Origin of the sequence: Pandoraea sp. NE5 (genome assembly GCF_024363545.1) — a bacterium.
Taxonomy (GTDB): Bacteria; Pseudomonadota; Gammaproteobacteria; order Burkholderiales; family Burkholderiaceae; genus Pandoraea; species Pandoraea cepalis.
Window position 1 is genome coordinate 4,773,703 of record NZ_AP025517.1, and the last position, 14,233, is coordinate 4,787,935.

General features: G+C 64.3%; 15 protein-coding genes. 2 read left to right on the top strand and 13 right to left on the bottom strand.

Annotated elements, in window-relative coordinates; translation table 11 throughout:
• Window positions 1-11 precede the first annotated feature (11 nt).
• On the bottom strand, window positions 12-614 hold the full coding sequence (locus PanNE5_RS21605) for a hypothetical protein (protein ID WP_261938785.1): 603 nt from the start codon (window positions 612-614) through the stop codon (window positions 12-14).
• Between the two features lie 328 nt (window positions 615-942).
• Between PanNE5_RS21605 and PanNE5_RS21610 the strand changes: the two genes are divergently transcribed.
• Window positions 943-1,650 (top strand): glycine zipper 2TM domain-containing protein, encoded by a 708-nt coding sequence (locus PanNE5_RS21610; protein ID WP_261938786.1) that lies wholly within the window; start codon window positions 943-945, stop codon window positions 1,648-1,650.
• A 121-nt stretch (window positions 1,651-1,771) separates the two neighbouring features.
• On the opposite strand, the gene iscX is transcribed toward PanNE5_RS21610, so the two are convergent.
• From iscX to uvrB, 12 genes are all read right to left on the bottom strand, one after another.
• Window positions 1,772-1,963, bottom strand: a complete 192-nt coding sequence (iscX, locus tag PanNE5_RS21615) for a Fe-S cluster assembly protein IscX (RefSeq protein WP_017234969.1) — start codon at window positions 1,961-1,963, stop codon at window positions 1,772-1,774.
• A 53-nt stretch (window positions 1,964-2,016) separates the two neighbouring features.
• Entirely contained in the window at window positions 2,017-2,358 is a 342-nt protein-coding gene (fdx, locus tag PanNE5_RS21620; RefSeq protein WP_017234968.1) for an ISC system 2Fe-2S type ferredoxin, read from the bottom strand.
• Window positions 2,359-2,381: 23 nt separating this feature from the next.
• A complete protein-coding gene (hscA, locus tag PanNE5_RS21625) occupies window positions 2,382-4,259 on the bottom strand; it encodes a Fe-S protein assembly chaperone HscA (RefSeq protein ID WP_261938787.1) in 1,878 nt (625 codons plus the stop codon).
• Window positions 4,260-4,345: 86 nt separating this feature from the next.
• Entirely contained in the window at window positions 4,346-4,876 is a 531-nt protein-coding gene (gene hscB, locus PanNE5_RS21630; protein ID WP_017234966.1) for a Fe-S protein assembly co-chaperone HscB, read from the bottom strand.
• 198 nt (window positions 4,877-5,074) lie between these two features.
• The gene (locus PanNE5_RS21635; protein ID WP_150563069.1) at window positions 5,075-5,320 is read right to left on the bottom strand and encodes a DUF3565 domain-containing protein; all 246 of its coding nucleotides are present in this window, start codon (window positions 5,318-5,320) and stop codon (window positions 5,075-5,077) included.
• Complete coding sequence (iscA, locus tag PanNE5_RS21640) at window positions 5,286-5,609, bottom strand: iron-sulfur cluster assembly protein IscA (protein ID WP_017234965.1); 324 nt, start codon at window positions 5,607-5,609, stop codon at window positions 5,286-5,288. The genes PanNE5_RS21635 and iscA overlap by 35 nt, the downstream gene beginning before the upstream one ends.
• A 31-nt stretch (window positions 5,610-5,640) precedes the next feature.
• Entirely contained in the window at window positions 5,641-6,048 is a 408-nt protein-coding gene (gene iscU, locus PanNE5_RS21645; RefSeq protein ID WP_017234964.1) for a Fe-S cluster assembly scaffold IscU, read from the bottom strand.
• Between the two features lie 18 nt (window positions 6,049-6,066).
• Complete coding sequence (locus PanNE5_RS21650) at window positions 6,067-7,290, bottom strand: IscS subfamily cysteine desulfurase (protein WP_017234963.1); 1,224 nt, start codon at window positions 7,288-7,290, stop codon at window positions 6,067-6,069.
• A 30-nt stretch (window positions 7,291-7,320) separates the two neighbouring features.
• On the bottom strand, window positions 7,321-7,848 hold the full coding sequence (iscR, locus tag PanNE5_RS21655; protein ID WP_017234962.1) for a Fe-S cluster assembly transcriptional regulator IscR: 528 nt from the start codon (window positions 7,846-7,848) through the stop codon (window positions 7,321-7,323).
• A gap of 116 nt (window positions 7,849-7,964) precedes the next feature.
• The gene (locus PanNE5_RS21660; protein ID WP_261938788.1) at window positions 7,965-10,073 is read right to left on the bottom strand and encodes a site-specific recombinase; all 2,109 of its coding nucleotides are present in this window, start codon (window positions 10,071-10,073) and stop codon (window positions 7,965-7,967) included.
• Window positions 10,074-10,151: 78 nt separating this feature from the next.
• Window positions 10,152-10,628, bottom strand: a complete 477-nt coding sequence (locus PanNE5_RS21665; protein ID WP_261938789.1) for a low molecular weight protein-tyrosine-phosphatase — start codon at window positions 10,626-10,628, stop codon at window positions 10,152-10,154.
• Window positions 10,625-12,712: an excinuclease ABC subunit UvrB gene (gene uvrB, locus PanNE5_RS21670; protein WP_261938790.1), complete on the bottom strand. Its 2,088-nt coding sequence runs from the start codon at window positions 12,710-12,712 to the stop codon at window positions 10,625-10,627. Before uvrB ends, PanNE5_RS21665 begins: the two co-directional genes overlap by 4 nt.
• Window positions 12,713-13,031: 319 nt before the next feature.
• Between uvrB and PanNE5_RS21675 the strand changes: the two genes are divergently transcribed.
• Window positions 13,032-14,231: an amino acid aminotransferase gene (locus PanNE5_RS21675; RefSeq protein ID WP_261938791.1), complete on the top strand. Its 1,200-nt coding sequence runs from the start codon at window positions 13,032-13,034 to the stop codon at window positions 14,229-14,231.
• Window positions 14,232-14,233: the final 2 nt, after the last annotated feature.

A 14,233-nucleotide genomic window follows, 5' to 3' on the forward strand; every position in this document is an offset into this window, starting at 1 on the left:
GGTTGGAGCGCTTAGAAGGCCGGAACGCCGCGATAGGCGGACGGCCACTCCCCATCGAGCCGCAACCAGGTGCGCGCGATGGGGAGAATCGCACCGCTCGCCGCCCCTTCCACCAATTGCCGTAACGCCAGCGACGACAGCGTTTTGGCATCGGTCGGAAACGCGAGAAGCAATGTGCGATTGACGGGGACGGCCGCAAAGTCCGTCACCTCGAAATGCTCGACCATCGACTGGTAGAGATTGCCCAGCACCAGGCCGCCAGCCGGTGCCATCCAATTGCCGCGACAGCCGGCAATCGGCGTGCCGTCGTCAAGTCGCGCAATGCCGAACTCGAAATGCCCCGCCTTCCATGCGCGCGCGAGATTCGACGCGGCTTGCGCAAATGCCGCCTCGAACGTCAGACCGGCCGCGCGCAAATCCTCGCCCTGCAGCCGGCGTAGTCCAGCCGTGCCATCGAGCACGAGCGTCACGAAAACGTCGTCCGAAAACGGTTCGCTGACCTCCCCTTGCGGATCGTGGACGTCGACCCACGCGCGTTGTACCACGTACGGATAGAGGTGCGCGTGGCTTGCGGCGTCGAGCGGGGTATCCAGCAGCGGCAGCGTATCGATCATGGCGTTGGGACGAATCGGCAAGAAGGACGTTGACGGACAATGCGTGCCATTATGCGCGCGGCGCGACTTGTTTCAATTGTGATGACAACCGCGCACGATGACGACGAAGCGCCCCGTCAACCGAGAAAAAACTTCATATTTTTCAATGAATTAGCAGTCAGTCGAAGGGCACTCGCCTGGGACTGCCGCGATGCACATCTTACATCGCGTTACAAAATGAAACGGATGCCGCGCCTGCCATGACGGAGACTTTTCTCATGCGAAGCCTCCCGTGCCTGTCAGCACGAAGAATGGGGTTCGCCACAACCGCACGATGGAGAAAAACCACATGAATAACGAACTTCAACCGCGCCGCATGCATCCGCTGGTCGCTGCCGCAGCCGGCAGTATCGTGGTCGTCAGCCTGCTCGGCGTTGCCGCCATCACGGGCGTGCTCCCTGTCGCCAAAAGCACCGACGGCCCCGCAACGACCGTCGATCATTCGCAGTACGCGCTGACGTCGGCCCAACAGCCGTCTTCGAACGCGATGCGCAGCTCGCCGTTGACGGAGCAGCCGACGCAGCAGCAGGCCCAGCAGACGCAATACGCGCCGCAGCAAGCTCAGTACGCGCCGCAGCGGGCACCGGCACAACGGGCCCCGGCGCCGCAGCCGTCATATGCCCAATCCTCGGCCGCCCCCGCACAGCGTCAGGCGGCGACATGCTCGACGTGCGGCACGGTGCAGTCGGTGGAACCAATCAGCACGCAAGGTCAGGCCTCGGGCCTGGGCGCCGTCGGCGGTGCCGTTGCTGGCGGCCTGCTCGGCAACCAGTTTGGCGCGGGTAACGGCCGCACGGCGATGACCGTGGTCGGCGCGCTGGGCGGCGGTCTGGCCGGCAACGAAGTCGAGAAGCGCGTTCGCTCCGAAACCGTGTATCGCGTGTACGTGCGCATGGATACCGGCAAGACGCGCTACTGGACCTATCAGTCCGCCCCTGGCGTGCAGCCGGGGGATCGCGTGCGGCTCGAAAACAACGGGCTGGTGCGCGCGGGCTAAGGGCGTGGGATCCGCGTGACCCCGTTCGTGCCGCAACGGAGCTCGCGTTAACGCAAAAGCCGCTCGTCATGAGCGGCTTTTGTCTCTGCGGCAGCGTCGCGCGCCCTGCGCGATCGTCGGGTCAGACCTCGTCGATCCACGCCATCTGAATCGCTTCGAGCACCTTCTCACCGGCACGGTCAGGCGCGTCGTCAAAGCCGTCGAGCGCCATCACCCACTGATGCAGGTCGGTAAAGCGCACGTATTGCGGGTCGATGTCGGGATGCGCCTCGGTAAGCGCAATCGCGATGTCCTGAATGTCGGTCCATTTCATGGGCAGGGTCCTCTTCTTCTGACGTGTCGCCACGCAACGCCAAACGGCGTCGATCAGTGGCTTTCCTTGGCGTGATTGATCGTGTACTTCGGAATCTCGACGACCAGATCGGTGTCGGCGGGCATCTTCGTCTGGCACGACAGGCGCGATGTCGGCTCCAGGCCCCAGGCTTTGTCGAGCAGATCCTCTTCCTCGTCTTCGGCCGGCTCCAACGCCTCGAAACCCTCGCGCACGATTACGTGGCACGTGGTGCACGCGCACGACAACTCGCACGCGTGTTCGATTTCAATGCCGTTGTCCAACAACGCTCTGCACACGGTGGTGCCGGTCGGAACGTCCAGCACCGCGCCCTCGGGGCACAGCTCGACGTGAGGCAATACAACAATTTGAGGCATGGCTTTGGCTTTCCGTGTGTGTCTTACAGTTTGTCGATGTCCGCCACGCGCCGGCCAGCCAGCGCCGCGCGGATGCTCTTGTCCATGCGGCGCGCGGCAAACGCGTCGGTCGCATGCGAGAGCGTTTCGGTCGCCGTCTTGATGGCAATCTGATCGTCGCCGGACGCCTTCTGGCGCAACTCGGCCAGCAAGCCGTCGATCTGTGCGCGCTCGTCGGCGTCGAGCAGTTCCGGGTCCGCCTGCAAGGCGCTGTCGATCGCGACCAGCAGACGCTCGGCTTCCACTTGCTGCTCGCGCAGCGCACGGGCGCGCATATCCGCTTCGGCCGAACCGAAGCTGTCTTGCAGCATGCGCGAGATATCGTCGTCCGCCAGACCGTACGACGGCTTGACCTCGATAGAGGCCGCCACGCCCGAGTGCAACTCCTGGGCGGAGACGGAGAGCAGCCCATCGGCGTCGACCTGATACGTCACGCGAATACGTGCCGCGCCGGCCGTCATCGGCGGAATGCCGCGCAATTCGAACCGGGCCAGCGAGCGGCAATCGGACGCCAGCTCACGCTCGCCTTGCAGCACGTGAACGGCCATCGCCGTCTGGCCGTCCTTGAACGTGGTGAATTCCTGCGCACGCGCCACGGGAATCGTGGCGTTACGCGGAATGATCTTCTCGACGAGGCCCCCCATCGTCTCGACACCGAGCGACAGCGGAATCACGTCGAGCAGCAGCCAGTCGTCACCTTCCGCCTGATTGCCGGCCAGCAGATTGGCCTGCACGGCAGCGCCGAGCGCCACCACCTGATCCGGATCGAGATCGATCAGCGGTTCGCGTCCGAAGAAGGTCGCAACCGCGGCACGCACTTGCGGCATGCGCGTGGCGCCGCCGACGAGCACGACGCCCTTGACGTCGTCCGGGCCCATGCCGGCGTCGCGCAGCGCCTTGCGCATCGGGCCGATCGTGCGTTGCACGAGCGGCGCGCCCAGCGCCGTGAATTGGTCGCGCGTGAGCGTCAACGCGAGGTTGCGCTCGCCAGACAGCGTCAGGGCGATCGTCGTTTGCGCGGCGTCGGTCAACGCTTCCTTGGCGGTGCGCGCGTGATCGAGCAAGCCGCGCACATCCTCAGGCGTGAGCGAAGCCGCGTCGAGACCGGCCTCCGCCACCGCCCAGCGGTAGATCGCCTGATCGAAGTCGTCGCCGCCAAGCGCGGAATCGCCGCCCGCCGCGAGCACTTCGAACACGCCCTTCGTCAGTCGCAGAATCGAGATGTCGAACGTGCCGCCACCCAGGTCGTAGACCGCGTAAAGGCCTTCGGCCGCATTGTCGAGACCGTAGGCGATCGCGGCCGCCGTGGGCTCATTGAGCAGACGCAACACATTCAGGCCGGCCAGACGCGCGGCATCCTTGGTGGCCTGACGCTGCGCGTCGTCGAAGTACGCGGGCACGGTGATCACGGCGCCCACCAGATCGTCGCCGAGCGTGTCTTCGGCGCGCTGACGCAACGTGGCGAGAATTTCGGCAGACACTTCCACCGGGCTCTTGACGCCGCCGGCCGTCGTCATCTGCACCATGCCCGGCGCGTCGACGAAATCGTACGGCGCGTTGTCGGCATGGGCAACATCGGCCAGACCCCGGCCCATGAATCGCTTGACCGAGACGATGGTGTTGCGCGGATCGCTGGCGGCAGCCGCACGGGCGTCGTAGCCGATCTGGGTACGGGGACCGCCCAGATAGCGCACGACGGACGGCAGCAGCACGCGGCCCTGTTCGTCCGGGAGCACTTCGGCCACCCCGCTACGTACAGAGGCCACGAGCGAATGCGTCGTGCCCAGGTCGATGCCCACGGCGAGTCGCCGCTGATGCGGCGCGGGGGACATGCCGGGTTCGGAAATTTGCAGAAGGGCCATGACTTTGCAATGCGGGCGGCGCGCTCGCGCGGCCGCCCTGTTCTCAAGCAGTTCTCAATGACATGTGACGGCGCCGCACCGGGCCGTCACGCGTTTTCCAGCATTTCGATGCGCTGCGCGATGTCTTCGTCGGCGCGCGCAATGAACATCAGTTGCCGCACGGCTTCGGCGGCCGGTTGCCAGGCCTGGCTCTCGAGCCAGTCGCCCAACTTGGCGAGCCGCACGCGACGATCCTCGCGCAACGATTTGGCAAGGGTTTCCAGAGCGCCGATATTGCGCGCGTCCACGGCGTCGTCGATGGCTTCGCGCCACTCCATCTGCTGCATCAGGAAATCGGGGGCCATCGCGGTGTTGTTCTCCGCGCCCACATCGATGCCCTGCAGCGTGAGCAGATACGTCGCGCGTTGCAGCGGGTCGCGCAGCGTGCGGTAGGCGGCGTTCGCCTGCGCGGCCCATTGCATGGCCACGCGGCGTTCGGCATCGCTCGCACTCGCGAATCGATCTGGATGCACGCGCGATTGCACGGCTCGGTAGGCCGCGTCGAGCGCGTCTGCGTCGAGCGCAAAGCGCTGCGGCAGATCGAACAGCGTGAAGTAGTTGTCAGTCAATGCACTCATCGCGCACTCATCATCCATCCAGGGCGCCCATGCGAGGGGACGTCGCGCCATGCGCGCCATGCCACCCACCGTCGGCCCGTAAAAAAAGCGGCTCGCGCCGCCTCGTTGCCTACGCTGCTGCTTCGGCGCCGAACCGTCCGACGGTCCGGCGACCTATTTCGCTGCCATGGCGACCGCCGCCAGGCGAGGCCCACCGCCTCACGCGTCGGGCGGCTCGCCGCGCTCACATTTGCGGCAGCGCAACCGGCTACCGAGCATCGCGTCGCGGCCTGCCGCGCTTTGCGTCCATGTCCGGATCTGCCACGGGGGAAGATGCCGGACATGTTGCCCATGCCCGCACGCCAGACGCGCGACCCATTGGCCTTCGTCGTCCTGCCGGAACCCGACGATCTCGCGCAACGGCGCAGTGTCAGATCCGGAACGACTCGCCGCAGCCGCACTCATCCTTGACGTTCGGATTGTTGAAGCGAAACCCTTCGTTCAAGCCTTCGCGCGCGAAGTCCAGCTCGGTGCCATCGATATACGGCAGACTCTTCGGATCGACGATCACCTTCACGCCGTGGCTCTCGAAGACCGTGTCCTCGCCCGCCACGTCGTCGGCGTATTCCAGCTTGTAGGCCAGGCCCGAGCAGCCGGTCGTCTTCACGCCCAGCCGCAGGCCCACGCCCTTGCCGCGCCGCGTCAGATAACGCGAAACGTGCTGCGCGGCCTTCTCGGTCAATGTAATGGCCATGGTTGCCTGATTCCTTTATCCGTCGTGCCGCTTACGCAGCCTTGGCCGGCTCGGCCGTCTGGCCGTGCTTCTGCTTGTAGTCGGCCACGGCCGCCTTGATGGCGTCTTCGGCCAGAATCGAGCAGTGAATCTTCACCGGCGGCAGCGCCAGCTCCTGCGCGATCTGGGTGTTCTTGATATCGAGCGCCTGATCGAGCGTCTTGCCCTTGACCCACTCGGTGACCAGCGACGACGACGCAATCGCCGAGCCGCAGCCGTAGGTCTTGAACTTGGCGTCTTCGATCACGCCGGCTTCGTTCACGCGAATCTGCAGCTTCATCACGTCGCCGCACGCCGGTGCGCCGACCATGCCCGTGCCGACGGCGTCATCGCCCTTTTCGAACGAACCGACGTTGCGCGGGTTTTCGTAGTGATCCAGAACTTCCTTGCTGTAAGACATGGCTAACTCCTTGAATGCTCAGTGTGCGGCCCACTGGATCGAATTCAGATCGACCCCGTCCTTGTACATTTCCCACAGCGGCGACAGATCGCGCAGCTTGCCGATCTTGGCCTTGAGCAGATCGACCACATAGTCGACTTCCTGCTCGGTCGTAAAGCGACCCACCGTGAAGCGAATCGAGCTGTGCGCCAGTTCGTCGTTGCGACCCAGCGCACGCAACACGTACGACGGCTCCAGCGAGGCCGACGTGCACGCCGAACCCGACGACACCGCAACGTCCTTGATCGCCATGATCAGCGACTCGCCTTCGACAAAATTGAAGCTGATGTTCAGGTTGTGCGGCACACGCTTTTCCATGTCGCCGTTCACATACACTTCTTCCATTTCCGTCAGACCGCGCAGCAGACGATCGCGCAGCATGCGCACGCGCTCGTTCTCCGTCGCCATCTCTTCACGCGCCAGACGGAACGCCTCGCCCATGCCCACGATCTGGTGCGTGGCGAGCGTGCCCGAACGCATGCCGCGTTCGTGACCGCCGCCGTGAATCTGTGCCTCGATGCGCACACGCGGCTTGCGACGCACGTACAGCGCGCCGATGCCCTTCGGGCCATACGTCTTGTGCGCCGAGAACGACATCAGGTCGACCTTCAGCTTGGCCAGGTCGATGGGCATCTTGCCCGTGGCCTGTGCGGCGTCGACGTGGAAGATGATGCCCTTCTCGCGGCAGATCTCTCCGAGCGTCTCGATGTCCTGGATGACGCCGATTTCGTTGTTCACCGCCATGATCGACACGAGAATCGTGTCCGGACGCAGCGCGGCCTTGAAGACGTCGAGATCGAGCAGACCGTCGTCCTTGACATCCAGATACGTGACTTCGAAGCCTTCGCGCTCCAGCTCGCGCGTTGTGTCGAGCACGGCCTTGTGTTCGGTCTTCACCGTGACGAGGTGCTTGCCCTTGCCTTGGTAGAAGTGCGCCGCGCCCTTGATGGCGAGGTTGTTCGACTCGGTGGCGCCCGACGTCCAGACGATCTCGCGCGGATCGGCGTTCACCAGCTTGGCGACTTCCTCGCGTGCCTCTTCCACGGCCTGCTCGGCGGCCCAGCCGAACGAGTGGCTGCGCGATGCCGGGTTGCCGAACTGCTCGCGCAGGTACGGCAACATCTTGTCCACGACGCGCGGGTCAATCGGCGTCGTGGCGCTGTAATCCATGTAAATGGGGAGGTTGAGGGTGTCGTTTTTCATGGGTGCTCCAGGATCGTGCCGTGGCGCCAGTTAAGAACGGGCCATATCGAAGACCGAATTGGGAATGCGCGTGGCAATGGTCTGGCTGGGTGTGCCGGACTCGCGCGTGTCGTGCAGCACGGCCTGTTGGGCCTGCTTGCTGCGCTGCTGCTCGACGAGGTCGCGCAGCGAAACCGAATCGAGATACTCGACCATCTTCTGGTTGAGCGTTGCCCACAGCTCGTGCGTCATGCAGTGGCCGCGATGGCCGTCCTGGCCCTTCTCGCAATTGCCCTTGCTGCCGCACTGCGTGGCGTCGAGCGGTTCGTCGACCGCGATGATGATGTCCGCGACCGTCACCTCTTCCGCGCGACGCGCCAGACTGTATCCGCCGCCCGGCCCACGCACGCTCTCCACGATCTCGTGGCGGCGCAGCTTGCCGAACAACTGTTCCAGGTAAGAGAGGGAAATCCGTTGACGCTGACTAATGCCCGCAAGCGTCACGGGACCCGCGTCCTGGCGCATGGCCAGGTCGATCATCGCCGTGACGGCGAAACGGCCTTTCGTGGTAAGTCTCATGAGGATGCAGGGGATTAATCTCGACTATTTTCGTCAAGTATAAATTCCCTACGAAATCAGTCAAGTACTTCTGGCCCATTTTTTGCAAAAGTTCCGCCGCCCATTTGGGAAATTTGCTAGTTTTCGGGACGCGCGTTCGCCTGGGGGGCGCGCAGGGGGAACAGCAGCACCAGCGGATTGCATAGCACGGCGCGCCAGAGGGCACGGTAAATGTGCCGGCGGTCGCCCATTGGCAGGGGACGCGATCTGAGCGCCATGTGGAATGCTAACGCGAAACTCACACCGACGTTGAGCAGCGCCATCGACCCGACACCGGCAACGGCCAGCCAGAGCGCCGGATCGCGCAGCACCGGCATTCCCAGCACGCCGATCGACGTCGCGATCGCGCCGGTCGACAACGTGACGTGGCGCACCTCGAACGGCAGCGCGAACGCCGTCAGCACCGCCGGCACGAGACCCAGCATGAAGCCGAGCGTCAGATTCCCGAGCACCGGGGCAATGTGACGGCGGCACGCGTCTGCCAGCCGCGCCGCCCCGTTCCGTCCGAAGACGAAGCGCAGACGTCGGTTGTAGGCCAGCACATCCCCGATGCCGTGCAGCGCAAACCAATTGTCGGCCCAGCCTGAAATCAGACTGGAGAACCACAACAGCACCGCCGTCATGGCCGCGAACAGCGGCGTGATACCCAATATCGAGAACGAACTCAGCGTCGCATGGGCTTTTTCGGGCGGAATCGTGTTCATGCCAAGCACCGCCGACACCGTCCATTGCACCAGCAGGCAGAACGGGAACACCACCGCCAGGTTGCCGAAGATAGCGGCCGCTTGCGTACGCACGAGAGCGATGACCTCGCCCACGAAGGCGTCCATACCGGCGGGCGTGTCGACATCGTCGAGCTTGCGGGCGATGGCCGGCGCGGTCATGGCCGGCTGCTTGGTCGCGAGCGTGAAATGGCAGAAGTGCATGAACAGGAAGCAGAGCGCGTAGTTGGCCCCGGCGAGGAAGCCTTCGACGACCGTCGGCAGGTGCGCGCTCGCAATCAGGAACTTGACGTAGACAGTCACCACCGTCACCAGACCGCCGCCGCACGCCATCTTCAGCATGGTGAAGTACTCGCTGCGATTGCGGGCGATGTAATGCTCGCCCGTCTCGGCGCTGCGCTCGACGACCTTGCGCGCCAACAGCCCGAACGACGTGCGCGCCAATTCGCCCACGCTCTGGCTCGCCCGGTTCGCGCGCACCAGATCGGCGAGGAGTTGCACCCGCGCGACGGCGCGATCGCCGCTCTCGCCGTGCGTGAGCCAGGCTTCGAGCAGACGCTCGAGCCGACGGATCCGCGCCTTGGTGCGTTCGACCTGAAACACGATGTCCACGCTCACGCCGTTTTCGTCCAGATGGGCATAGACCTGACGCGCCGCGCGCGCGCAGTCGTCGATCAGCGCGCGGAACACGTTGATCTGCTGCACGAAGTGCTGCGACGGCGGCGCGCCATGGGCGAACGCCTGCCCAGCCGATTCGAGCGCCTGCATGGCGCGTCCGATCTGGTAGAACGGCGATTCGGTGGCGCGCGGATACGCCAGGCGCGAGCGCACCGCCTGCGACAGACCGGTCGACCCAATCTGGTCGACGAGGTGGTGCATCGCGACGAGCAAGTCCTCGCCGAAAGGGTTCCAGTCGGTGTTGTCATCATCGTCCTCGCCTTCATGCAAGAGCGCGATGAGGTCGGCCAGCAATGCCGGCGGCATGGCGGCGATCCAGTCGGCGGCGTCGCCATCGGGAAACATCAGCGAGCACAGTGCCGAGAGATCGCGCCGCGTCGGCGGTGGTGGAATCAGCGCCTTCTCAACGCGCTCGACCAGCGCCCCCCAAAACCCCGGGCGCACCGGCATGCCGGTATCGCACAGCAGCGAAATGGCGTCGCTCTCGGCAACGACGCTGCGCAGCGTGCGCGCCACAGGGAGTCGCCATGCGGGGTTTCGCTCGAGCATCTGCAGCAGATAGCGCAGCCGCGTGTGCGGGCGATAGCGCGCCGCCTCCCCTTCCCCGCGCGCCTCGTTGACGAGGGCGCCGCGCTTTTGCACCCAGTGCGCCAATTCGATCAGCCATTGGTTGCGGACCGCCAGCGGTGCAGACGGATCGGCGTGCGCAAGCAGTTCGTCGAGCTGATGACCGGCGTGACGCGAGGCACGCCATTTACGCCAGTACGAAGTGAGCGAAGTGAGCATCGATGGGAGACGAGGTGAAGGGGGAGGAGAAAAGCACAGTACTACAGGACAGACCGCGCCACGCAACGTCGCCGACGCTCAGAGGTGCGTTTCCAGATGGGCGAGCAGGCCGTCGAGCCCGTCTTCGATGTAGTCGAGCACCGTCTCGAAGCCCTTTGCACCGCCGTAATACGGATCAGGCACTTCGGTGGCGTCGTGCCGCGTGGCAAAGTCCATCAGACGCACGATCTTGTGACGATACTCAGCCGGACAGCGCGCCACGAGTTCGGCGACGTTGGCGTTGTCCATCGCCACGATCCATTCGAAGCGCACGAAGTCATCGGCATCGACGCGGCGCGCACGCAGTGCGCTCAGGTCATAGCCTCGCCGCTCGGCAGCGGCCTGCGTGCGTTCGTCGGGCGCGTGACCGAGGTGATAACTGTGCGTGCCCGCCGAATCGACGGCGATCACGTCGGTGAGCCCAGCGGTGGCCAGCCGGTGACGAAAGATGCCGTCGGCGCTGGGGGAGCGGCAAATGTTGCCCATGCAGACGAAGAGAACGGAGGTCGTTTTCATGCCTTCGGCCCCAACTCCGCCTCGCTCGCCCCATCGGTGCCGAAGACCAGTGCCTTGACGTGCAACAACTGGTCGCGCGCCTTGGCGGCCTTCTCGAACTCCAGGTTGCGCGCATGCTCCTGCATCTGCTTTTCGAGCTTCTTGATCTCGCGCGCCAACTGCTTTTCCGACATGTCCTGGTAGTGCGCCTGCTCCTTGGCTTCGGCCAGTTCCGCCTTGGCGTCCTGCGGGTCGTAGACACCGTCGATGATGTCCTTGATGCGCTTCTTCACCCCCTGCGGCACGATGCCGTGTGCCTCGTTGTGCGCCATCTGCTTGGCACGGCGACGCTCCGTCTCCCCGATCGCGCGCGTCATCGAATCGGTCATCTTGTCGCCATAGAGGATGGCCGTTCCATTAACGTTACGCGCCGCCCGCCCGATCGTCTGAATCAATGACCGCTCGGAACGCAGGAACCCCTCCTTGTCCGCATCGAGAATCGCCACCAGCGACACCTCCGGAATATCCAGCCCCTCGCGCAGCAAGTTGATCCCGACCAGCACGTCGAACGCGCCCAGACGCAAATCGCGAATGATCTCCACGCGCTCGACCGTATCGATGTCGCTGTGCAGATAGCGAACCTTCACCCCGTTATCCGACAGATAATCGGTGAGCTGCTCTGACATGCGCTTGGTGAGCGTGGTCACGAGCACGCGCTCGCCCACGGCCACGCGCTTGTTGATCTCACTCAGCACATCGTCGACCTGTGTCTGCGCCGGACGCACGATGATGATCGGGTCGATCAAGCCGGTCGGACGCACCACCTGCTCCACCACCTGCCCGGTGCGCTTTGCCTCGTAATCGGCCGGGGTCGCCGACACGAAGATGGCCTGACGCATCTTGCGCTCATATTCGGCAAACTTGAGCGGACGGTTGTCGAGCGCCGACGGCAGCCGGAAGCCGTAGTTGACGAGGTTCTCCTTGCGCGCCCGGTCGCCGTTGTACATGCCGTTGAACTGCCCAATGAGGACGTGCGATTCGTCGAGGAACATCAACGCATCGGGCGGCAGGTAGTCGACGAGGGTCGGCGGCGGCTCGCCCGGCGCCGCGCCGGACAGATGCCTCGAATAGTTCTCGATGCCCTTGCAAAAGCCCAGCTCCTGCAACATCTCCAGATCGAAACGGGTGCGCTGCTCAAGGCGCTGCGCCTCGACCAGCTTGCCTTCCTTGTAGAAGAAGTCGAGGCGCTCGCGCAGTTCGTCCTTGATCGTCTCGATGGCGCGCAGCACCGTATCGCGCGGCGTCACGTAGTGAGAGGACGGGTACACCGTGAAGCGCGGCACTTTCTGCCGCACGCGCCCCGTGAGCGGATCGAACAGTTGCAGCGTATCGACTTCGTCGTCGAACAGGTCGACGCGCAACGCCAGTTCGGCGTGCTCCGCCGGGAAGATGTCGATGGTGTCGCCGCGCACTCGGAACGTGCCGCGACCGAAGTCGGTCTCGTTGCGGGTGTACTGCATGGCGATCAGGCGCGCGATGATCTCGCGCTGCCCCAGCTTGTCGCCCTGCCGAATCGTCAGAATCATCCGATGGTATTCGCTCGGATTGCCGATACCGTAAATCGCCGAGACCGTCGCCACGATGACCACGTCGCGCCGCTCCAGCAGGCTCTTCGTTGCCGAGAGACGCATCTGCTCGATGTGTTCGTTGACGGACGAATCCTTCTCAATGAAGAGATCGCGCTGCGGAACGTAGGCTTCCGGCTGGTAATAGTCGTAGTACGAGACGAAGTACTCCACCGCATTTCGCGGGAAGAACTCGCGGAATTCCGAGTAGAGCTGCGCGGCGAGGGTCTTGTTCGGTGCGAACACAATGGCCGGCCGCCCAAGCCGCGCCAAGACGTTCGCCATGGTGAACGTCTTGCCGGAGCCGGTGACGCCGAGCAAGGTCTGGAAGGCGAGCCCGTCCTCCACGCCCTCGGTCAACTGAGCGATAGCCGCCGGCTGATCGCCGGCCGCGGCAAATGGGCAGTAGAGCTGATAAGGCGAATCCGGAAACGTCAGGAACTTGCTTTCGTCGAGATCGTTGTCTGCCGCAGGAGTCATGGCGAGGGCGCAAGCGTGAGGGACGTAATCCGGCATTTTAGCGCGTCGGACGATTCCCTGAGGCCCATGGGTGACAACCGATCTGTCTGCGGCGCGAGGCCGGGCCGACGATGTCGCCCCCTGACCCATGGCACGTCAATGTCGTCAATTTCTGGCAATACGTGGCAGTTTTCGTGTCAAAGGGAGGCGATTTCGCGCGCGCACGCCTGTGTTTCCCACAAGCGTGGGGAATCTTCGTTAAAATGTCGCGTTGAGCTGATCGCGCGTCTGATACCGCCGACCCGCCGCGTTTTCCTACTACCTGCCTCGAGCCGTCGAAATGACCCTGTTCTCCGCTGTCGAACTCGCCCCGCGCGACCCCATCCTTGGCCTGAACGAAGCCTACAACGCCGATCACCGCACCGAGAAGGTGAACCTGGGCGTGGGCGTGTATTTCAATGCGGAAGGCAAGCTCCCCCTGCTCAAGGCCGTGAAGGCCGCCGAAGAACAACGCGTGGCCGCCGGTCTGCCGCGCGGCTACCTGCCGATCGAAGGCATTGCCGCCTACGACAAGGCCGTGCAGGAAATGCTGTTCGGCAAGGAATCGCCCGTGCTGGCCGAAGGCCGCGTGGTTACCGCGCAAGCCCTGGGCGGCACCGGCGCCCTCAAGATCGGCGCTGACTTCCTCAAGCAACTGAACCCGAATGCCACCGTCGCCATCAGCGATCCGAGCTGGGAAAACCACCGCGCGCTGTTCAGCCAAGCCGGCTTCAACGTCGTCTCGTACCCGTACTACGACGCCGACTCGCATGGCGTGAACCTGGCGGGCATGCTCGACATGCTCGGCAAGGAACCCGAAGGCACCATCGTCGTACTGCACGCCTGCTGTCACAACCCGACCGGCGTCGACCTGTCGATGGACCAGTGGGCGCAAGTCGTCGAGATCGTGAAGGCTCGCAAACTGGTGCCGTTCCTCGACATCGCCTATCAAGGTTTCGGTGACGGCATCGATGCCGACGCCGCCGTGGTGCGCCTGTTCGCCTCCACCGGCCTGGACTTCTTCGTTTCCAGCTCGTTCTCGAAGTCGTTCTCGCTGTATGGCGAACGCGTGGGTGCCCTGTCGATCGTGACGGGCAGCAAGGACGAATCGGCCCGTGTGCTCTCGCAACTCAAGCGCGTGATCCGCACCAACTACTCGAACCCGCCGACGCATGGCGGCTCGGTCGTCGCCGCCGTGCTGGGCAGCCCCGAGCTGCGCGCGCTGTGGGAAGAGGAACTGGCCGAAATGCGTGAGCGCATCCGCGCGATGCGTCTCGCCCTGGTCGAGAAGCTGCGTGCGCATGGCGTGGAACGCGATTTCTCGTTCGTGATCAAACAACGCGGCATGTTCTCGTACTCGGGCCTCACCGCCGACCAGGTCGAACGCCTGCGTGAAGAGTTCGGCATCTATGCCGTGAGCACGGGCCGTATCTGCGTGGCCGCGCTCAACGACAAGAACATCGACCGCGTCGCCTCGGCCATCGCCCAAGTGCTGCGCTAAGC